Annotated in this window: 19 protein-coding genes; 10 read left to right on the top strand and 9 right to left on the bottom strand. The window is 60.7% G+C overall.

All coding sequences use genetic code 11. The annotated features are described in order from the left end of the window. Position 1: 1 nt before the first annotated feature. Entirely contained in the window at positions 2-1147 is a 1146-nt protein-coding gene (gene ctaA / locus DSM110093_RS07260) for a heme A synthase (RefSeq protein WP_243267416.1), read from the bottom strand. A 256-nt stretch (positions 1148-1403) separates the two neighbouring features. After that, positions 1404-2168 carry an RNA methyltransferase gene (locus DSM110093_RS07255; RefSeq protein ID WP_243267414.1) on the bottom strand — a complete coding sequence of 255 codons (765 nt, stop codon included), beginning with the start codon at positions 2166-2168 and terminating at the stop codon, positions 1404-1406. Positions 2169-2290: 122 nt separating this feature from the next. Between DSM110093_RS07255 and DSM110093_RS07250 the strand changes: the two genes are divergently transcribed. Continuing rightward, positions 2291-2914, top strand: coding sequence for a thiamine phosphate synthase (locus DSM110093_RS07250; protein ID WP_243267413.1), 624 nt, complete (start codon positions 2291-2293; stop codon positions 2912-2914). A 40-nt stretch (positions 2915-2954) separates the two neighbouring features. Here DSM110093_RS07250 and DSM110093_RS07245 read toward each other — a convergent pair whose 3' ends face one another. Next, a complete protein-coding gene (locus DSM110093_RS07245; protein WP_243267412.1) occupies positions 2955-4100 on the bottom strand; it encodes a HupE/UreJ family protein in 1146 nt (381 codons plus the stop codon). Between DSM110093_RS07245 and DSM110093_RS07240 the strand changes: the two genes are divergently transcribed. The 4 genes from DSM110093_RS07240 (at position 4099) to DSM110093_RS07225 (ending at position 7619) form a co-directional block, all read left to right on the top strand. Beyond that, the gene (locus DSM110093_RS07240) at positions 4099-4926 is read left to right on the top strand and encodes a DUF4198 domain-containing protein (RefSeq protein WP_243267411.1); all 828 of its coding nucleotides are present in this window, start codon (positions 4099-4101) and stop codon (positions 4924-4926) included. The two genes, DSM110093_RS07245 and DSM110093_RS07240, sit on opposite strands and share 2 nt — an antisense overlap. Positions 4927-4968: 42 nt before the next feature. After that, positions 4969-5853: a PfkB family carbohydrate kinase gene (locus DSM110093_RS07235; RefSeq protein ID WP_243267408.1), complete on the top strand. Its 885-nt coding sequence runs from the start codon at positions 4969-4971 to the stop codon at positions 5851-5853. Further along, positions 5850-6782 (top strand): pseudouridine-5'-phosphate glycosidase, encoded by a 933-nt coding sequence (locus DSM110093_RS07230; protein ID WP_243267406.1) that lies wholly within the window; start codon positions 5850-5852, stop codon positions 6780-6782. The genes DSM110093_RS07235 and DSM110093_RS07230 overlap by 4 nt, the downstream gene beginning before the upstream one ends. A gap of 84 nt (positions 6783-6866) precedes the next feature. Further along, complete coding sequence (locus DSM110093_RS07225; protein ID WP_243267405.1) at positions 6867-7619, top strand: DUF502 domain-containing protein; 753 nt, start codon at positions 6867-6869, stop codon at positions 7617-7619. On the opposite strand, the gene DSM110093_RS07220 is transcribed toward DSM110093_RS07225, so the two are convergent. Together DSM110093_RS07220 and DSM110093_RS07215 are read right to left on the bottom strand one after the other, a co-directional pair. Then, complete coding sequence (locus tag DSM110093_RS07220; RefSeq protein WP_243267403.1) at positions 7599-8633, bottom strand: patatin-like phospholipase family protein; 1035 nt, start codon at positions 8631-8633, stop codon at positions 7599-7601. The two genes, DSM110093_RS07225 and DSM110093_RS07220, sit on opposite strands and share 21 nt — an antisense overlap. Positions 8634-8638: 5 nt before the next feature. Beyond that, complete coding sequence (locus DSM110093_RS07215; protein WP_279290857.1) at positions 8639-9424, bottom strand: 3-hydroxybutyrate dehydrogenase; 786 nt, start codon at positions 9422-9424, stop codon at positions 8639-8641. A gap of 402 nt (positions 9425-9826) precedes the next feature. Here DSM110093_RS07215 and DSM110093_RS07210 point away from each other — a divergent pair, with 402 nt between their 5' ends. Continuing rightward, the gene (locus DSM110093_RS07210) at positions 9827-11557 is read left to right on the top strand and encodes an extracellular solute-binding protein (protein WP_347568637.1); all 1731 of its coding nucleotides are present in this window, start codon (positions 9827-9829) and stop codon (positions 11555-11557) included. Here the strand turns inward: DSM110093_RS07210 and DSM110093_RS07205 are convergent. Further along, positions 11546-12169: an XRE family transcriptional regulator gene (locus DSM110093_RS07205; protein ID WP_243267402.1), complete on the bottom strand. Its 624-nt coding sequence runs from the start codon at positions 12167-12169 to the stop codon at positions 11546-11548. The two genes, DSM110093_RS07210 and DSM110093_RS07205, sit on opposite strands and share 12 nt — an antisense overlap. 102 nt (positions 12170-12271) lie before the next feature. Between DSM110093_RS07205 and DSM110093_RS07200 the strand changes: the two genes are divergently transcribed. Then, the gene (locus tag DSM110093_RS07200; protein WP_243267400.1) at positions 12272-12916 is read left to right on the top strand and encodes a DsbA family oxidoreductase; all 645 of its coding nucleotides are present in this window, start codon (positions 12272-12274) and stop codon (positions 12914-12916) included. 146 nt (positions 12917-13062) lie between these two features. Beyond that, positions 13063-14268, top strand: coding sequence for a multidrug effflux MFS transporter (locus tag DSM110093_RS07195; RefSeq protein ID WP_243267683.1), 1206 nt, complete (start codon positions 13063-13065; stop codon positions 14266-14268). Between the two features lie 17 nt (positions 14269-14285). Here the strand turns inward: DSM110093_RS07195 and mfd are convergent, their stop codons facing one another. Further along, positions 14286-17756 (bottom strand): transcription-repair coupling factor, encoded by a 3471-nt coding sequence (gene mfd, locus DSM110093_RS07190; RefSeq protein WP_243267398.1) that lies wholly within the window; start codon positions 17754-17756, stop codon positions 14286-14288. Between the two features lie 31 nt (positions 17757-17787). Next, complete coding sequence (locus DSM110093_RS07185) at positions 17788-18315, bottom strand: component of SufBCD complex (protein ID WP_243267682.1); 528 nt, start codon at positions 18313-18315, stop codon at positions 17788-17790. A gap of 119 nt (positions 18316-18434) precedes the next feature. Between DSM110093_RS07185 and hemB the strand changes: the two genes are divergently transcribed. Together hemB and DSM110093_RS07175 are read left to right on the top strand one after the other, a co-directional pair. Next, positions 18435-19439: a porphobilinogen synthase gene (gene hemB, locus DSM110093_RS07180; protein WP_243267397.1), complete on the top strand. Its 1005-nt coding sequence runs from the start codon at positions 18435-18437 to the stop codon at positions 19437-19439. 124 nt (positions 19440-19563) lie between these two features. Then, positions 19564-20130 carry a YSC84-related protein gene (locus tag DSM110093_RS07175; RefSeq protein ID WP_243267396.1) on the top strand — a complete coding sequence of 189 codons (567 nt, stop codon included), beginning with the start codon at positions 19564-19566 and terminating at the stop codon, positions 20128-20130. A 75-nt stretch (positions 20131-20205) separates the two neighbouring features. On the opposite strand, the gene DSM110093_RS07170 is transcribed toward DSM110093_RS07175, so the two are convergent. Continuing rightward, positions 20206-21078, bottom strand: coding sequence for an NAD(P)-dependent oxidoreductase (locus tag DSM110093_RS07170; RefSeq protein ID WP_243267395.1), 873 nt, complete (start codon positions 21076-21078; stop codon positions 20206-20208). Positions 21079-21097: the final 19 nt, after the last annotated feature.

Here is a 21097-nt window from a genome sequence, read left to right as displayed (position 1 = left end):
CTCAGCCTCTTATCGATGTGGCGACGGGATAGGCCGCAAGAAAACGCGCCCGCAGGATCAACACCCAGAGCAGAACGGCCAGCGCCTGATGTGCCAGCGCCAGATGTACGGGGGCAGCATAGAGCACAGTGGTGATGCCCAGCACCACCTGCAAGGCCAGCGCCGCCATCACCGCATTAAACGCAAAGCGCGTCCGCGCATGGGCCGAGCGGCGACCGCGCAGCCAGACGACTACGCCGAAAGCAAACAGCAGATAGCCCGCCATCCGGTGCATGAACTGCACCAGCCCGGGATTTTCAAAGAAGTTGCGCCATGTGGGCGTGATATCGAAAGCCTCTGGCGGAAAGAACTGCCCCTGCATCAGCGGCCAGTCAACGAAGTAGCGGCCTGCGTCAATCCCAGCGACCAGCGCGCCCAGCAGGATTTGCAGGCCCGCAAAATGCAAAAGTCCCGTGGCCATGCCGAACTGCTTGGCCTCTTTGGCGCGGCGGGCTTGCATCAGATCTCGCTCGGTGCGGCCCAGTAACAATGTGTACCACGTGATGAATCCGAGGATCACAAAAGCCAACCCCAGATGGGTCGCGAGACGGTAGGAAGCCACATCCGTCACCCCCTGCCCGCTGGTCACGCCCGAGGCGACCATCCACCAGCCAATTGCGCCTTGGGCGCCACCAAGCGCGCCGATAAAGAGCAGACGTTTGTTCCAGCCTACGGGTATCTGGCGTCGGATCAGGAAATAGAAAAAGCCCAATGCCCAAACAAGGCCGATCACCCGACCCAACTGCCGATGGCCCCATTCCCACCAATAGATGCTTTTAAAATCAGAGAGTTCCATCCAAGCGTTCTGCACCTGAAACTCGTCGATCTGCTTGTATTTATCGAACTCCGCCTGCCAGTCGGTGTCGTTCATCGGTGGGATGGCGCCGGTGACCGGACGCCATTCCGTGATGCTAAGCCCACTGTCAGTAAGACGTGTCAGCCCGCCGACGGCGATCATAACAAAGACCAGCGCAAAGAGGATCATCAGCCAGATGCGGATCGCGCCACGCGCGCCGCCACGGCCCTTGTCGATGCCGCCGGTTTGGACCGGGGCACGGGTGGGTTGGTCGGTGCCGACCTCTTCGAAAAGTTTGCGTTTTTCCGCCATGGCGCGCCTCATTTTCCGTTTGGATAGAGTGGTATGCCATGGGCGGGGAAAGGTCTAGCGGGTGGGTTATGTTGTCGTCGGGCGAATTTGGCCCTGACCCGAAATCAAGCTGCGGCCCCCGAGCCATCGCCTGCCTGCCCCAAGGCGAGACGCTTTAGTGAAGCCAGGCAAGAACCCTACGTAAAGGTTTGGTTTTAAATCGTAAAGTGGCACCATGCACCGTCACCCCGCGGCCAAGAGATGGCCCTCGAAACGCTCAGCCTTTCTCTTTCCAACGGACCATTTGCCGCAGGATCCCGTGCAGCATCTGCACATCGGCCCGCGTGAGCGGCATCCGCGACCACATGTTGCGCAGGTTCAGCTTCATCGAGGCCGTTTTATGCTCTGGGTAAAAGAACCCCGCCTCTTCCAACCGATCCTCATAATGCCGCGCTAAATGGTCGATTTCGGCCCCTTTGGCCCAATCGGTGCCCGCCATTTCGGTCACCTCATGGGTCACCTCTCCCTGCGCGCGCATCCATTCGTAAGACATCAACAACACGCATTGCGCGAGGTTAAGCGACGCAAAACGCGGGTTCACGGGGACGGAAACAATCGCATTGGCCTGTGCAATATCCTCATTCTCCAGCCCTGCCCGTTCTGGCCCGAAAAGCACCGCAACCCGTTGGCCTACCGCAATCTTTTCTGCGGCCAGCTTCATCGCCGCTTCGGGGCTATAGACCGGTTTGGTCAAATCACGCCCGCGTGCCGTGGTGGCAAAGGTGAAATCGCAATCGGCCAAGGCGCTCGGCAGGTCCGCACAATGCTGCGCCTCATCCAACAACCGCCCCGCACCCGAGGCCATGGCCACGGCAGATTGGCTCGGCCAGCCGTCACGCGGCGCCACGACCCGCATGTGATCGAGGCCAAAGTTCCACATCGCACGCGCCGCCGCGCCGATGTTCTCGCCCATTTGGGGGCGGACGAGCACAATTGCCGGGATTGGCGCGGGAAGGACGGGGGAAGATGATGTCTGGGTCATAGGCGCCTCATAGCTCCTGCGCCTGCGCACCGCAAGAAAGCCCGCGCAGCACACGCATATCCGTTTTCTTTTGCAACGCCTTGCGCTACTCAGACTCCCAGACCCGAGCAAGGACAGTGACCATGGACGCGCCAGAACAACCGCAGATTTACCTTATCACCCCTCCCGAAGTTGAGCTGAGCCAATTCCCCGCGCAACTGGCCGCCGTGCTGGACGCGCATCCGATCGCCTGTGTGCGGATGGCTCTGTCGACGCGCGACGAAGACCGCCTGTCCCGTGCCGGTGACGCGCTGCGCGAGGTCACCCATGCGCGCGACGTGGCCTTAGTGATTTCGGATCACCTATTGATGGTCGAACGCCTTGGCCTTGACGGCGTGCATCTGAGCGACGCGGCTCGCACCGTGCGCCATGCCCGCAAGGAATTGGGTGAGGACGCGATTGTCGGCACCTATTGCGGCACCTCGCGCCACGAAGGCATGGCAGCAGGCGAAGCAGGGGCGGATTATGTCAGCTTTGGCCCCACACAGGCCAGCGCGCTTGGCGATGGCAGCTTTGCCGAAGCCGATCTGTTCCAGTGGTGGTCCGAGGTGATCGAAGTGCCCGTCGTCGCCGAAGGTGCGCTCGACATCGACATGATCCGCAAACTGGCCCCGCGCACGGATTTCTTCGGCATCGGAGCCGAGATTTGGGACAAGGACGATCCGGTGGCCGAACTTGCCACCCTGATCGCCGCCATGCAGGACTAAGCGGCCCTTGGGGCAGCCCGGTTAAGGGCTGCCCACTCGCTTACAGAAACACCCGCTCAATGAACCAATAGGCCCCAACCGCCGCGATCACGCAGGAGGCGGGCACAGCGATGGCGCGGCGATACCAGTCGCGCTTCATCGCCCAGCCGACCAGCACGAAGGCAATGGCGATCACCGCAAGCTGGCCCAATTCCACACCTATGTTAAAGCCAATAAGCGCGGGCACAAACTGCCCCGCAGGCAAGCCAAAATCGCCCAGCACCGAAGCAAATCCAAGCCCGTGCAATAGGCCGAAGCCAAAGATCACCAACGGTCGCCAGCGGTTCAAACCAGAGTGGAAGATATTCTCAACCGCGACATAGGTAATGGACGCGGCGATCAGCGGCTCGACAATCGCGCCGGGCACGTTAACCCAGCCCATCGCACCAAGCGCCAATGTCACCGTATGGGCCAAGGTAAAGGCCGAGACTTGCCAGATCAGCGGCCGCAGCCGGGTCGACAGGAAGAAAAGCCCCAAAACAAAGAGGATATGATCCAACCCCTTGGGCAGAATGTGGTCGAACCCAACCGGGATATAGCTGACAAACGCCTGCCACCCACTTTGCGCATCACCGCCCGCAAGGACGATCTCGGGGCTGACCTCACCACCAGACAGATAGCCGGTGTAAGGCGCCTCGACGCCCTGTTGCCGCAGCACCAACGCGCCTGCGCCTTCGGGCCAAGTGACCTGGATATGCTCTGCGCTGCCGGGCACCGGCGCCTCTAACCGCCACAGGCTGTCGCGCGGCAGTGCAGGGTCGACCCCATCAGGCACGTCGACCGCCACGCTCCCAAGCGCGATTGCCTCACCGTCCACGCTAAGCAGCGGCAGGCTGTTCCAAGTTGGCAAAAGATCTGGCGCAAGAGCCGCGATATCCGCTGCAGGCTGGCTGCGCAGGGCGTCATAATCCCCGGCATTTTCAGCATTATCTGTGTCCTCGACACTGTCCAGATCGATCTCTGCCAGCAGTGCCTCTAGGTTAATCTGAAACTCCAGCACGGCGCGGCCCTCGGCGACCGTCAAATCTGCAATCGTGGGTTTGACCTCATGGGCCTGCACCGCAGCACCCGCCGAGAAAAGGATCGCGCTTGACAAAACCCATAGCAACGCCAGCTTGGATCTGAGCCAAAAGAAAGTTCTCTGCATGAAAATGTCCCTGTCGTCTGTCATTATTTTCAGTATCTTATCGGCAACGCCGATCTTTGCACATGAATACTGGCTGTCGCCGCTGAACTATCAAGTGGAAAGCGGCGAAAACATCGCGGCGCATTTTCGCAACGGCGAAGAGTTTGTTGGCTCAACCTTTCCTTATCTGCCCAACCGCCTCACACGCTTTGAGCTTATGGTAGAGGGGCAGCCCTATGACCTCTCCCCCCGTGCAGGTGACAACCCGGCCTTGCAGCTTCGTGCGCCGGATCGCGATGCGCTGGTGGTCGCAGTGGCCGAAACCACCCCCTCCAAAGTGACCTACACCGAATGGGAGAAGTTCCTCTCCTTCGCCGAGCATAAGGATTTCCCGCAGGCCGAAGCAGATCACATCGCCAACGGCTGGTCGCAGGACAAAATCATCGAGAGTTACACGCGCCACGTCAAAACCCTGATCGCCACAGGCTCGGGCAACGGACAAGACGCCGCTACCGGCATGGCCACCGAATTTGTCGCCCTGACGAATCCCTATGAGGTTGATTTTGACAATCAGATGAAAGTCGCGCTGCTCTATCAAGATGCGCCGCGCGCCAATGCCCAGATCGAAGTTTTTGACCGCGCTCCGGATAACAGTGTCACCATTTCAATGCACCGCACCGATGAAGACGGCAAAGCAGTGATTCCGGTAACGCCGGGCCATGAGTATCTCTTTGATGCAGTGGTTCTACGCCCGGCAGAGAATGCCAAAACAGGCGAAGGCTATGACCTCGACCAACCCGCTTGGGAAACGCTCTGGGCCGCGCTGACATTTGCGGTGCCACAATAAGGCCGCTTGCGCGCGGTAACGCTTGGCGGCTAGAAGCGCCGCATGACCAGAACACCTGACATCTTGTGTATTGGCTCCGTCCTTTGGGACGTGATCGGCCGCTCTGAAAACGCCATGCGCCAAGGCTCTGACATGCCGGGGCGCATCACGCGTTTGCCGGGCGGCGTGGCGCTGAACATTGGCATGGCGCTGGCGCGCTTTGGCCTGACCCCCGCGCTGTTGTCCGCCGTGGGCCGCGATGCAGAGGGGGATGAATTGATCGCCGCCTGTACGCTGCGCGGTCTGATCACCGACCACGTTTACCGCTCAGACGATCTGCCGACCGACCGCTATATGGCTGTCGAAGGGTCAAATGGGTTGATTGCCGCGATTGCCGATGCCCATTCGCTGGAAGCGGCGGGCGACAAGATTCTGCGTCCGCTCGAAGATGGCAGCCTGCCTGCACCCTATAAAGGCGCCGTGGCGCTAGATGGCAATCTCACTGTCGAATTACTCGCCCGCATGGCGCAGAGCCCGCTGTTGGCTGAGGCCGACCTGCGCGTCGCCCCCGCCTCGCCCGGCAAAGCGCTGCGGCTGACGCCTTTCCTGAAGGCCGGTCGCGGCACGCTTTACGTGAACCTCGAAGAGGCTGGGCTGCTCTGTCAGGCAAGCTTTGACGATTCCCCCACCGCGGCCCGCGCCCTGCTGGCCCGTGGCGCGCGCCGTGCCGTGGTGACAGATGGTGGCAACCCCGCCACCGTGGGGCAAGGTGATGATATCATCACCCTGACCCCGCCCTCGGTCCATGTGGCCCGTGTGACGGGCGCAGGCGACACATTCATGGCCGCCCATGTGGCTGCCGAACTTGGCGGTGCCGTTGCGCAATCCGCCCTCAAGGCAGCACTAGATGCCGCCGCCCTTTACGTTTCCGGAGAGACCAAGATATGACCACCGCCACATCCGCCCTGCCCCTGACCTTCAGCGCCGAAGTGGCCAAGGCCCGCGAAAGCGGTGCCGCTATCGTGGCGTTGGAAAGCACGATCATCACCCATGGCATGCCCTATCCGCAAAACCTCGAAGTGGCGCGGCAGGTTGAGCAGGACATCCGCGATGCCGGGGCTGTCCCTGCCACCATCGCCGTGATCCGGGGCGCGTTGCACATTGGTCTGGACGACGACCAGCTTAGCGATCTGGCGCAGGCCAAAGATGTGGCGAAACTTTCGCGCGCCGACATGGCCGTCTGCATCGCATCGGGCGGCACAGGCGCCACCACTGTCGCCGCCACCATGATCGCCGCCAATCTTGCGGGCATCGAAGTCTTCGCCACCGGCGGCATCGGCGGCGTGCACAAAGGCGCGGAAGACAGCTTTGACATCTCCGCCGACCTGATGGAACTGGCACAGACCCCCGTCACCGTGATCGCCGCGGGTGCCAAAGCCATTTTGGACGTGCCGAAAACGCTGGAAGTGTTGGAAACCCAAGGCGTGCCAGTCATCACCGTGGGTCAAGACAGCTTCCCCGCCTTCTGGAGCGCGGGATCCGATTTGCAGTCGCCGCTGCGTCTCGATGACGCGGGCGCGATTGCCAAAGCCCACCGCACCCGCGCCGCCATGGGTCTCCCCGGCGGTCAACTCGTGGCCAATCCGATCCCGGCGGATGAAGAAATCCCCGCCGCCGAACTGGCTCCGATTATCGCCCAAGCACAATCTGAGGCTGACGCCCAAGGCGTGCACGGCAAGGGCGTGACCCCGTTCCTGCTCCAGCGCATCTTTGAATTGACCGAGGGCCGCTCGCTGGTCGCCAATATCGCATTGGTGCGCAACAATGCCCGGCTAGGGGCCAAGATCGCCGCAAACCTCGTCAACCTGCCGCGTTAAAGGCGAAAAACACCGTCGAGCCATTGCCGGGCCGGGGCAGACGCCTTAGCTATGTTGCGATTAACTCTTCGGAAAACGGCGCAGATGAACACACCTTTCGATCCCGACCCGACGCAGGTCCGGCGCAGCCTTGTTGCAAGGCTGCGGGCGTCCTTCCTGACCGGGTTGGTCGTGATTGCGCCCGTTGGGCTGACCATCTGGCTGATCTGGAGCGTGGTCGGCTGGATCGACGGTTTTGTGCTGCCGCTGGTGCCCAAAGCCTACCATCCTGACCGCCTGCTCCAGGATTTCCTCGGCCTTGACCCATCGTTGCAGTTTAACGTGCGCGGCCTTGGCGTGGTGATCTTCTTGATCTTTACGATCATGGTTGGTTGGGCCGCGAAGGGTCTTATTGGCCGCTCGATGATCCGCTTTGCCGAAAGCCTCGTGGAACGTACCCCCGTGGTGCGCACCATCTATTCCGGCATTAAGCAGATTTCCGAGACGATCTTTGCCCAATCCGAGCGGAGTTTCGAGACCGCCTGCCTGATTGAATACCCCCGGCGCGGGATCTGGGCGCTTGGGTTTATCTCTACCGAGGCGAAGGGCGAAGTGCTCAAACGCACCGGAGCCAATGGAGAAATGCTTTCTGTCTTTCTGCCGACCACACCCAACCCCACCTCGGGGTTCTTGCTGTTCGTCCCCCGTGCCGATGTCATCGAACTTGACATGAGCGTGGAAGACGCGGCGAAACTGGTGATCTCTGCCGGGCTGGTCTATCCCCCGCGCCCCGGTGCTGATCTGCCCGAGGCGCTGGCCCTGTCGGACCCCGAAAACTCAGCCGAACATCGCGGGTAGATCGACGCTGCTGCGCTGGTTCAGGTCGTCAAAGTGATCCGTCAAGAATTGATCCGCTGCCGCGACACCCGCTTCATGCAGCGCTCGTATCACCGCCGGATTGGGCAACATCTTGGTCGCCACCGACAACTGCGCCATGAGCGCGTCATCAGCGATCATATGCATGTGGACCCGCTTCATCCGCCCTTCTGGCAGGGTGCCATCCGCGATCAGGCGCTGGACAAAATCAATCGCCCGCATCTCTCGCAATAGGCTGGAATTGAAGCTGATCTCATTGATCCGGTTCTGGATCTGCTGGGGCGTCGTCGGCAGGTCTTCGCGCTCTAGCGGATTGATGTTCACCACGACGATGTCTTCCGGCAGGTCGTCGCGAAACAGCGGGAACAGTGCCGGATTTCCAGTGTAACCACCGTCCCAAAACGCTTCGCGTTGGCCGGTCTGGGCGTCGTCAATCTCAACCGCTTTAAAGATGGTTGGCAGGCAGGCCGAGGCCAGCAGCGCGTCGGGGCCGATCTCGTCCCCCTCAAACACCCTGATCTTGCCGTTGCGCACCCGCGTGGCGCAGACAAAGAAGAACGGCGGTTTCTGCGCCCCCACTTTGCCATAGTCGAAATGCGCCACGACATCCTCAAGCGGATTGCGATAGAACGGCCCGTAGGCATAGGGCGACACAACCCGCGTTAGCGAGTCTGAGATCGCCACAGGTAGCGAATATTCCATCGCCTGGCTGAGCTTATCCAACCCGAATGGTGCCAGCCAATGCGACAGCCGCAGGTCGGAAATGCCCGAGACCTGCCCCCAGAGCCAATCAAGGTTTTCCCGCGCCCCCTCGCGCCCGCCAGAGATCATGCCCGATTTCAGCGCCGCACCATTCAGCGCCCCGGCAGAGGTGCCGGAGATGCCGCAGATTTCCAGATCGTCCTGCTGCAACAGCCGATCCAACACCCCCCAAGTGAAAGCGCCATGCGCGCCGCCCCCTTGGAGGGCGAGGTTAATGCGTTTTTTGACCGCCACGGCGCTTACAACGCTGTCCAGCCGCCATCGACGCTGATGGTCGTGCCGGTGATCTGGGCCGCCGCGTCAGAGCACAGGAACGTTGCCGTGCCGCCCATCTGCTCGACAGTGGCAAATTCGCGCGAAGGCTGGCGGGTGAGCATGACCTGCTCGATCACCTCCTCGCGGCTCATGTCGTATTCCTTCATGGTGTCGGGGATCTGCTTTTCGACAATCGGGGTCAGCACATACCCCGGGCAAATCGCGTTGCAGGTGATTGGCTCCTTCGCCGTTTCCAGCGCGGTCGTCTTGCTGAGGCCGACAATACCGTGTTTCGCAGCAATATAGGCGGATTTATAGGGCGAAGCCGTCAGGCCATGCGCCGAGGCGATATTGATCACCCGGCCCCAACCCGCCTTGCGCATCATCGGCAGCGCTTCGGCAGTGGTGTGAAAGGCCGACGACAGGTTAATCGCAATGATCGCATCCCATTTCTCGGCCGGGAAATCGGGGATCGGGGCGACATGTTGGATGCCCGCATTGTTCACCAAGATGTCACAGGTCCCGGCTTCGGCGATCAAACGCCGACACTCCGCCCCCTTGGACATATCCGCCTTGATGTACCGGGCCGTTACGTTGCATTCCTCGGCCATCTGCTGCGCCAAGGCATGATCCGCTTCGTCATCGGTAAAAGAGTTCAACACGATATCGGCCCCGGCCCGCGCCAGTTCCCAGGCGATGCCCAGTCCGATTCCAGAATTCGATCCGGTGATGACGGCTGTTTTGCCGGACAGGTCGATGGTGAAAGCCATGGCGCGTCTCCTTGTTCATGCTGCGACTGCATCATGTACTGCGAACCGGGCAAAGGGAAAGGGTTTGCGCGCGAAACCGCCAAGGAAGGGAGGCGGCACGCAATAGGCCAAAAAAAAACGCCCGCACGAAGCGGGCGTAAGTTATTGAGGCAGGTTTCATACAGGCAAGAAACCTATCGAGCAGTGACCTCTGTATACGCAATCTACGGCCACAATCCAAGCTAAAAGTTTGATAAGGCGGGAATCCGCGGGTATGGATTAACTCCAATAAAATAAGGGCAGATCGTGATTGTTTCAAAAATGAGCTGGGATTTTTTCTCGACAGGACGGGGCGTTGCGGCGCTTTCTTCACTGATTCTGCTCTCTGGCGCGGCCTGGGCTGCCCCTCAGCATGGAATCGCCATGTACGGTGAGCCTGAACTGCCTGCCGATTTCACCGTCCTTCCATATGTAAATCCCGAGGCTCCTAAGGGCGGAGAGATCGTTCTGGGCAACACCGGGGGATTCGACAGCCTTAACCCCTTTGTGCGCAAGGGCACCGCGCCTTGGCAGTTGCCGCATTTCACCCATGAGACCTTGATGGGGCGTTCGTGGGACGAACCTTTCGCGCTTTACGGTCTGCTGGCTGAAAGCATTGAGGTGCCCGACGACCGTTCATGGGTAGAGTTCACCCTGCGTGAAGAGGCACGGTTTTCTGATGGCAGCCCCGTCACCGTCGAAGATGTGATCTTCTCGTTCGACCTTCTGGGCACCGAAGGCCACCCGCGCTACCACGGGCTGCGCCAGCAGATTGACAGCATAGAGCAGACAGGCCCGCGCAGCCTGCGGATGACCTTTAACAGCGACAACCGTGAGCTTGCCCTGCTCGCCGGGATGCGCCCCATTCTCAGCAAAGCGCAATGGGAGGGCAAAGATTTTGCCAACGCCCCCTTGGCCGAATTCCCACTGGGCACCGGCCCTTACGCCATCAGCGACTATCAAGCGGGCCGCCACGTCACCCTGACGCGCAATCCTGACTACTGGGGCGCCGAGGTGCCCTTCCGCCGCGGCACGCATAATTACGATGAGGTCAAAATCGACTTCTACGGCGATGCCAATGTGTTGTTCGAGGCATTTAAAGCTGGCCAAATCTCAGCCGTGCGCGAATTCAATGCCGAGACATGGGCCACGCAATATGACTTCCCGGCGATCCGCCGGGGCGAGGTGGTAAAATCCAGCTTTCCGCATAGCAAACCCTCGGGCATGACCGGCTTTGTCATGAACTCCCGCCGCGCGCCGTTTGACGATTGGCAGGTGCGCGACGCGCTGATCTCGGCCTTCAACTTTGAGTATATTAACGAAACGCTGACCGGCGGCGCCCTGCCCCGGATCACCTCTTATTTCTCCAACTCCGACCTTGCCATGCGCGATGGGCCGGCGACAGGCCGCGTCTTCGATTTGCTGGCTGACTACGCCGACACCCTGCCGCCGGGCACGGTGGACGGCTATACGCTGCCCGTGGCCGACGGCTCTGCCCGCAACCGATCAGGCATTCGCGCGGCGATGCAGCAACTCAACGCTGCGGGTTACGAAGCCGAAGGCGGCGTCATGCGCCGCGCGGATGGCACGCCGCTGACATTCACCATTCTTCTGTCCAAAGGCAGTCGTGAAAACCTAGCAATTGCAGAGCTTTACACGCAGGCGCTAAAGCGGCTTGGGATCACGGCGCGGATTGAAACGGTTGATGACGCGCAATTCGTGGCGCGGCAGAACGAATATGACTTCGACATGACCATCTTCCGCCGCGCCCTATCGCTCAGCCCCGGCACGGAGCAGCGTTTCTATTGGGGGTCAGAGGCCGCCGATCTGCCCGGCACGCGCAACCTCATGGGCGTGCGCTCTCCCGCCGTCGATGCGATGATCGATCAAATGCTGCAAGCGCGTGAGACGGCGGATTTCGTCGCCGCCACCCGTGCGCTGGACCGTATCCTCACCGCTGGGCGCTATGTCATTCCCTTCTGGCAGTTCGACGAGGGGCTGATCGCCCATGACGCGCGCATGGCATACCCTGACACTATCCCGCTTTACGGCGACGGGCCGAACTTCATGCCCGAGGTTTGGTGGTGGCGACCGGCCGAAGGCTCAGACCAGTGAGGTCACCCAAAGGATCATCGCATCCTCATCGCTGAGCGAGACGACATTGTGCCCCATGGTGGCGTCGTAATAGGCGCTGTCACCGCGGCGCATGTCGACGGGTTCATAGAACTCGGTAAAGAGCCGCACCATGCCAGTCAGCACATAGAGGAATTCTTCGCCGTCATGGCGCACCCAGCCGTCGAACTCCTCCATCCGGCGTGCGCGGATGCGGGCGCGGTAGGGCAGCATCTGTTTTTTGCGCAGCGCATCGGCCAGCAGCACATGTTCATAGGTGCCAGTGGCCTTGGCCGCGCCCTCTTCGGCGCGGGTCACCGCCATGCGGCCAGTGATCTTTTCCCCCGCAGGTGGCGTAAACAGTTGGGGCACGGTGATCTCCAACCCCACGGCGAGCTTTTTCAGCGCGTCATAGGTGGGCGACATCAGCCCGTTCTCGATCTTGCTAAGCGTGGAACGCGCCAGCCCGGCCTGCCGCGCGGCCTGCTCTAACGTCCAATTGCGCGCCTTGCGCAACTCGCGCACCCGTGCGCCAAGATCAACCGGCGGCGCGGTCTCGTTCGCGCCGCTTTCGCGGGCGATCTGGATCATGGAGCGGGGCGGCGTGTCTGTCATGGACCTGCTATAGCCGCGCCCAAAGACGCTTGCAACGCTGCCCGCTTGCGATACCCGCCGCACCCCGCTATGCCCATTGCGCAGCAATAGATGGGGTTTACCATGGCCGAAGCGATCAAACTCGATATCATGTCAGACCCGATCTGCCCGTGGTGCTATATCGGAAAGGCGCATCTCGACCGCGCATTGCAAGATCACCCCAACCATCCTTTCGCCATCGAATGGCACCCGTTTCAGCTGAACCCCGACATGCCGCGCAAAGGTATGGACCGCCGCGCCTATCTCGAAGGCAAGTTCGGCGGCAAGGAAGGCGCCGTGCGCGCCTATGCCCCCGTGGTAGAACATGCCGAAAAAGCAGGGCTGAACATCAACTTTGAGGCAATGAAGCGCACGCCCAACACGCTGGATGCCCACCGCCTGATCCATTGGGCCGGGATTGAGGGGCGCCAGACCGCCGCTGTCGCCGCGTTGTTCAAAGCCTATTTCGTTGACGCCCGCGACATTGGCGATGCCGAGGTGTTGGCCGACATCGCCGATGGTATTGAGATGGACGCCGCCGTGGTCACCCGTCTGCTAAAGTCCGATGTCGACACCCAAGACATCCGCGACCGCGATGCCCATAGCCGCAAAATGGGGGTAAATTCGGTCCCTACCTTCATCATTGCCAATGCCCATGCCGTGCCCGGTGCACAGCCGCCCGAGCTATGGGCGCAGGTCATTGCCGACCTGACAAAGCAGCAGGGCTAAACAAGCGCGCAATCATTGCGAAGTTAAGCGCTCTCGACTATCGAGAACGCAACCAAAAGTTATTCCCTGAAGCTCCCCCGCGTTGACCTGTCCGCGAGGGTCAACCGCCGGAGCGCCGCGTGACCACTGAAAACTCAAAATTCGCCATGGGCCGGATCGAATTCATCGGCCTTATCGCGATGATGTTCGCTACGATCGCTTTTTCCATCGACGCGATGCTGCCTGCCCTGCCCGAGATTGCCGCAGAACTCTCCCCAGAACTCGCCCATCGCGCACCGCTGATCCTGACGGCCTTCGTGCTGGGCATGGGGCTTGGCACCTTCTTTAGCGGGCCGCTGTCTGATGCCTTTGGCCGACGCAACGTGGTTTTTGGCGGCGCGGCGCTTTATTCGCTGTCCGCCTTCGTCGCTTGGATGAGCAACTCGCTCGAAGTCATGTTGGTGGCGCGGGTTTTCCAAGGGCTCGGTGCATCTGGCCCCCGCGTGGTGGCCGTGGCGATCATCCGCGACCTTTACGAGGGGCGTGAGATGGCCCGGATCATGTCGGTTGTGATGATGGTCTTTGCGCTGGTTCCAGCGCTTGCGCCAATGCTGGGCGCGGGGATCATCCTCGTAGCGGGTTGGCGCGCAATCTTTATCGCTTTCATGGCATTCTCAATCATTTCCGTGATCTGGATGGGTCTGCGCCTGCCCGAAACCCTGCCGCGGGAAAACCGCCGTCCGTTGCGGGTGGGGCTGATGATGAGCGCCGTGCGCGAGTTGCTGACGCATCCTTCGGTGCGTCTGTCGATTCTCGTACAATCGCTCGCCTTGGCGATGTTGTTTTCAATGCTGATGCTGGTGCAACCAATCTATGACAGCGTCTATGGGCGGGGCGATAGCTTTCCGTTGTGGTTTGGCGGCATCGCCGTCGTGGCCGCCAGCGCCAGCCTGATCAACGCGCTGCTGGTCGTGCGCTATGGCATGCGGCGGCTAGTGACCATCGCACTGGGCGCGCAGATCATTCTGTCGGGGATCATGTATTTTGCAAATCTCGGCGCCCTGCCCGACCCTTACGGCTTTGCCGCCTTTGTGTTTTTCCAGACCTGCTTGTTTTTCCAGGCGGGGCTGACGCTGGGCAACCTGAACGCCATCGCCATGGAACCGATGGGCCATATTGCGGGCATGGCGGCATCCATCGTGGGGGCGATCTCCACGGTGTTGGCCGCCCTCATTGCCTCCCCGGTGGGCCTCATGTTTGACGGCACGACAAAGCCGCTGGCGTTGGCGATGCTCTTTATGGCAATCGTCGCTTATGCGCTGATGCTCTACATGGGGCGGGTGGAAAATCGGCAGCCGGCGGCGGCGGAATAACCGCCGCCCCATCGGGTTTAGCCCTTGGCTTTTGCCTTCTTCGCAAGCTTTTCCTTGGCGATCACATGTTCGGCAAGGTCACGCGCGATGGCAAAGGCACCTTTGATCTTATCGGCATCCGATTTCCAATCGCGGCGCACGACGATCTTGTTGTCCTTAACCTTTGCAAGCCCGCGCTGATCCTGAATAAATTGCACCAGCCCTTCGGGTGAAGCGAATTTATCATTGTGGAACTGGATCGTCGCCCCTTTAGGCCCGCCGTCAAGCTTGGCAATCCCGGCGCGTTTGCACATCGCCTTGATCCGCACCACCAGCATGAGCGTGTTAACTTCCTTCGGCAACTTGCCGAAACGGTCGATCAACTCTGCGGCAAAACCTTCGAGTTCCACCTTGGTCGATAGCTCACTCAGGCGTCGATAGAGGCCCAAACGCACGTCGAGATCAGGCACGTAATCTTCGGGGATCAGCACGGGCACGCCGAGGTTGATTTGCGGCGCCCATTGCTCGTCGGCTTCGCTCAGGCCTTCCATCTCGCCAGCTCTGATCTTGGCAATCGCCTCTTCCAGCATCGACTGATACAGTTCAAAGCCCACATCGCGCATCTGGCCGGATTGCTCTTCGCCCAGCAGGTTGCCCGCCCCGCGAATATCAAGGTCTTGGGATGCGAGCGTAAAGCCCGCGCCGAGCGTGTCGAGGCTGCCCAACACCCGCAGACGTTTCTGCGCGGTATCGGTCAGTTTGGCACGTGGCTTGGTCGTGAGGTACGCATAGGCGCGTGTTTTGGAGCGGCCCACGCGGCCCCGAATTTGATAGAGCTGCGCAAGGCCGAACATATCGGCGCGGTGCACGACCATGGTGTTGGCGGTCGGAATGTCGAGCCCGGATTCAACAATTGTCGTCGCCAACAGAATGTCGAATTTCCCATCATAAAAAGCGTTCATCCGGTCATCCAACTCCCCCGGTGCCATCTGCCCATGGGCGACGACGTAGGAGAGTTCCGGTAGCTGCGCCTGAAGGAAATCCTCGATCTCGCGCAGATCGCTCAGGCGGGGTACCACATAGAAACTCTGCCCGCCCCGGTAATGCTCACGCAGCAACGCCTCGCGGATCGTCACCGCGTCAAACTCGCTGACGTAGGTGCGGATCGAAAGGCGGTCGACGGGCGGTGTGCCGATTACCGACAGATCGCGCACCCCGGTCAGCGACAATTGCAGAGTGCGCGGGATGGGCGTGGCCGTCAGTGTCAGCACATGGATATCGGTCCGCAGTGATTTCAGCCGTTCCTTGTGGGTCACACCGAAATGCTGCTCTTCGTCGATCACCAGCAGGCCGAGGTCTTTGAACCGAATGCCTTTAGCCAGCAGAGCATGCGTACCGATGACAATATCGACCGTGCCCTTAGCCATCCCGTCGCGCGTCGTCGCGGCCTCTTTGGCCGAGACGAAGCGGCTGAGTTGGCGCACTTCTATCGGGAAACCGCGAAAACGTTCTGCAAAGCTTTTGTAGTGCTGCCGCGCCAACAGCGTTGTCGGCGCGATCACCGCGACCTGAACACCCGACATCGCCGCAACAAAAGCCGCCCGCATGGCGACTTCGGTCTTACCAAAGCCGACATCGCCGCAAACCAGACGGTCCATTGGATTTCCAGAGGTCAGGTCATCCACCACATCACCAATGGCGCGCAGCTGATCGTCGGTCTCTGTATAAGGGAACCGGGCCGAGAATGCGTCCCACATGCCGGGCGGCGGATCGAGCACTGGCGCTTTGCGCAGCGCGCGTTCGGCGGCGATACGGATCAGCTTATCCGCCATCTCGCGGATGCGCTCTTTGAGCTTGGCTTTCTTGGACTGCCACGCGCCACCGCCGAGCTTGTCCAGCAGACCTTCATCGTGGCCATAACGCGACAGCAGTTCAATATTTTCAACTGGCAGATAAAGCTTAGATTGCTCGGCATATTCCAGCACGAGACATTCATGCGCAGCACCGGCGGCGGTCACCACCTCCATGCCGTGATAGCGCCCGATGCCGTGGTCCACATGAACCACCAGATCGCCGGGGCTGAGGCTTTGCGCCTCGGTCAGGAAATTCTCGGCCCGGCGTTTGCGTTTCGGCGCACGGATGAGGCGGTCGCCCAGCACGTCCTGCTCGGAAATCACCGTCATCCCCGGCGCTTCAAAGCCATGCTCCAGCGCCCAAACGGCCAGATGCAGCCCGCGTTTACCGATCCGCGTGGCATCAGTAACCGGGATCGCTTCGGCCAACCCTTCGTCTTCTATCAGCCCCGTCAGGCGTTCGCGTGCGCCTTCGGAATAGCTGGCGATCAGCACCGGCCCCACTTCAAGCTTTGCCTTAATATGCGCAGCCAAAGCACCAAAAAGGCTGACAGATTCTTGCTGGCGTTCGGGCGAAAAGTTGCGTCCGATCCGCGCACCTGCGTCCAACACGCCCGGCCCAGTGGGCTGCGGCAATGGGTTGAACTGGATTACCCGTTTTCCAATCAACGCCTCGTTCCAAGCGTCGTCGGTCAGATATAGCCCTTCGGGCGGCGCGGGTTTATAGACGCTGTCCATTTTAGAGCGCGTCTTCATCGCCAGTTGTCGCGTCTCATATTGGTCGGCAATCGTGTCCCACCGCGCGAGGCGCATGGGCGTCAGTTGATCGTCCAGCGTGATCGTGGCCTTCGGCAGATAGTCAAAGAGCGTTTCGAGATTGTCGTGGAAAAACGACAACCAATGTTCCGCGCCTTGATGTTTGCGGCCCGCGCTGATCGCCTCATAAAGTGGATCATCGGTGCCCGCTGCGCCGAACTCAATGCGGTAGTTCTGTCGGAAACGAGTGATCGCCGCCTCGTCGAGGATTACCTCACTGACCGGCGCCAGCTCCACCAGATCAAGCTTTTCCGTGGTGCGCTGCGTCGCCGGGTCAAACCGCCGCGCGCCGTCCAGCACATCCCCGAAAAGATCAAGCCGCACCGGGCCAAGGTCGCCCGGCGGGTAGATGTCGATGATCCCGCCCCGCACGGCGTAGTCACCCGGCTCCATCACCGTGGGGCTTTGCACAAAGCCCATGCGCACCAAAAATTCGCGCAGTGCTTTTTCGTCAATCCGGCTACCGACACGCGCGGCAAAGGCGGCATCGCGCAGGGTGTCCCGCGCGGGGATGCGTTGGCTGGCTGCGTTCAGCGTGGTCAGTAGAACAAACTGATCCGGCATCCCATGCACCAGCGCCGCCAAGGTCGCCATGCGCTGCGCGGAGATATCCGCATTGGGCGACACACGGTCATAGGGCAGGCAATCCCAGCTTGGGAAGGTGAACACCGGCATATCAGGCGCATGAAAGCGCAGTGCGGCCTGCATCGCGGCCATGCGCTTGTCATCGCGCGCCACATGGGTCACCGGCTGGCCGCCCTTGGCGATTTCATCAAGGATGGCGCGGGCATCAAAGCCTTCGGGAACGCCGGAGAGGGTGATATTGCGCGGATCGTTCATCGGGTCTCAATTGGGCCTGCGGCGTGGCCTGTCAACCCGCGAGCGGGCCAAGGTTTAGATTTTGATACATTCCCCAGAGTGCCGTCACAAAGATCGCGACCATGCCGATGATCTGGGTATAGAGGCGGTGACGCATCAGACGTCGCTGCAACACGTCGCCGCTGGACCCTTCCATGCGGATCAGCCGCGCGGTCGACAGGCTCAGCAGCCCAACCAACGACATGGGAAAGCCGAGCAGAAGCAGAGCTTGGGCAAATTCGATGTCATAGGCAAAGCCCAAAAGCACCAAAGTGCTCAGCGCGAAGAAACCCAGACCCAATAGCCAAAGCCCTGAAACTTGAGAGATATAGAGCATCCGGTTCACGTTGATCCGAACAATGTCTTCAAGATCGGTCTGCGCCTCACCCCCGTGACGGCGGGCGCGCAGCACCATGTCAAAGGGCACGCCCAGCACCCAATGGCTTGCGGTCGACCACATCACCGCCAGCGCGATCCAGAACCATAGGTTCGAGAAAGAGCGCATGTCGATCATTTCGAAAAGGGTCTGATACCAGTCCAAGGCGTGCTCGTCCGAAATTAAAGTTCGCATCTCTTAGCTGTCCGGCGCGGCGATTCATAGGGTTGAGGCGTTCAAAAATACATGGCAAGCCCGTGCCGAGCCATTCTGAGGTAATTTTGATGCAACCCGTCTACGCCCCCTTCCCCGCCACACGCCTGCGCCGCACCCGTGCCAACGCCGGTATCCGCGCGCTGGTGCGCGAGAATGACCTACAATTGGGCGATCTGATCTGGCCGGTGTTCGTGCGCGAAGGCGATGGCGTCGAAGAGCCGATCCCCTCCATGCCCGGTGTCATGCGCCGCTCGGTTGACAAGCTGGTCGCGGCGGTGCGCGAGGCGGCGGAACTGGGCATCGGCACGATCTGCGTCTTTCCCTATACCGGCCCCGAGGACCGGACCGAGGATTGCGCCCGCGCATGGGATCCGCAAAACGCCACCAACCGCGCCATCGCGGCGATCAAAGAAGCCATGCCGCAGATGGTGGTGATGACCGATGTGGCGCTGGACACCTATAACATTAACGGCCACGACGGTTTTGTCGAAAACGGCATCATCGTGAATGACCGCACGGTTGAGGCGCTGGTCAAGATGGCGCTGGCCCAAGCCGAAGCGGGGGCCGATATCATCGGACCGTCAGATATGATGGATGGTCGCATCGGCGCGATCCGCGACGCCCTTGAGGCCGCAGGGCACCATGACGTGATGATCCTGAGCTATGCCGCCAAATACGCCAGCGCCTTTTACGGCCCGTTCCGCGATGCGGTGGGTGCCTCTTCGGCCCTGACCGGCGATAAGAAGACCTATCAGATGGATCCCGCCAACAGCGATGAAGCGCTGCGGCTGGTGGCGCGCGACCTGTCGGAAGGCGCGGATATGGTCATGGTCAAACCCGGCATGCCTTATCTGGACATATGCCGCCGTGTGAAAGACACCTTTGGCGCGCCGACCTTCGCCTATCAGGTATCCGGCGAATACAGCATGATCCGGGGCGCGGCTGACCAAGGGTGGATCGACGGCGAACGCGCAATGATGGAGAGCCTTTTGGCCTTTAAGCGCGCAGGTTGTGATGGGGTGCTGACCTACTTTGCCCCCGATGTTGCCCGGCTATTGGCCAAAAGCGCGTGACCTAAGGGCGTAAATCTGCGCAAAGGGTCCAATCAACATGACAAAGCGCGTGATTATGCGTAATCTCCGCTCAAGTCGGGAAAACCGGCAGCAGGCAAACGATCTTAATATACAGGCAGATAACATGAGCAATCGAACATACAATCGGCGCATTGTGACCTTGGGCGCCCTTTCGGCGCTTGGCGTGACGGCGGCATGCGGCAACGGCGTGGGCGGGCGCGGCAGCGCCATGATCGACGCGCGCGTCGACGCAACACTGGCCGAAATGTACCGCGGCTATCCCAACACACGGCAGCTGGCGGAAAAGGCCAATGGTATGTTGGTCATGCCGCTGGTCACCGAAGCGGGCCTAGGCTTTGGCGGTGCATACGGGCGCGGCGCGCTGCGCGTCAACGACGTGACAGTGGACTACTATTCAGTAACCAAAGCTTCGGGCGGGTTGCAGATCGGCGCGCAGCAATATGCGCATGTGCTGTTCTTCATGACCGAACCCGCGCTGCGCGATTTCCGCAGCTCGCCCGGTTGGGCTGCTGGCGCCGGTTTGGAATATGTGATTTCCGACAAGGGCGACAGCGTAAGCGCTGACACGACCACCGTCATGGCCCCAGTGCTGGCGGCGGTCTTTGGCCGCGCGGGCCTGCGCCTTGGCGCCACGCTGGAAGGTACGAAATACACGCGGATCATTCCCTAAATCGGGGCAGACCAATGGTCTTTGAGGGGCAGCGCCAGTTCATGCAGGCGCTGCCCTTTCCATTTGCCGTTTGGCTTAGCCCATGGCGCGCAAGCGTTTGATCAGGCTCGACGTATCCCAACGCCCGCCGCCTTGCTTTTGCACGTCTTTATAGAACTGATCGACGAGTGCCGTGACCGGCAGGCTCGCCCCTGTCTCATCCGCCGTGTCCAGACAGATGCCCAGATCCTTGCGCATCCAATCAACGGCGAAACCATGCTCGAACTTATCGTCCAGCATCGTCTCATAACGGTTTTCCATCTGCCATGACCCCGCGGCACCTTGGCTGATCACCTCAACCACCGCGCGGCCATCAAGCCCGGCTTTTTCAGCAAAGTGCAGCGCTTCTGACAGCCCCTGTACTAGCCCGGCGATGGCGATCTGGTTACACATCTTGGTCATCTGGCCCGCGCCGCTGTCACCAATGCGCCGGCAGATCTTTGAATAGACCTCCATGATTGGCAGCGCCCTGTCAAATGCACCCTCATCTCCGCCACACATGATCGACAATTGGCCGTTTTCCGCTCCTGCCTGACCGCCCGAAATCGGCGCGTCGACAAAGCTCACCTGCGCATCATCGGCGGCGGCATAAAGTTCGCGTGTCACCGCCGCAGAAACGGTCGTGTGATCGACAAAGATCGCCCCCGCCGTCATGCCGCCAAAGGCCCCGTCCTCTCCCAAACAGACCGAGCGCAGGTCATCGTCATTGCCTACGCAGGCAATGACGAAATCCGCATCCTTTGCCGCCGCGTGCGGGGTCTTGGCCATGGCGCCGCCATAGGCTTTCACCCAGTCTTCGGCCTTGGCTTCGGTGCGGTTATAGACGGTCACTTCGTGGCCCGCCTTTTGAAGATGCCCCGCCATCGGAGCCCCCATGACCCCCAGTCCCAAAAACGCGAGCTTTGCCATGTGCTTTTCCTTATCATTC

This window comes from Sulfitobacter sp. DSM 110093, assembly GCF_022788715.1.
Taxonomy (GTDB): Bacteria; Pseudomonadota; Alphaproteobacteria; order Rhodobacterales; family Rhodobacteraceae; genus Sulfitobacter.
Note: the sequence above shows the minus strand (reverse complement) of the source record. Positions and strands in the feature narration are given on the sequence as shown.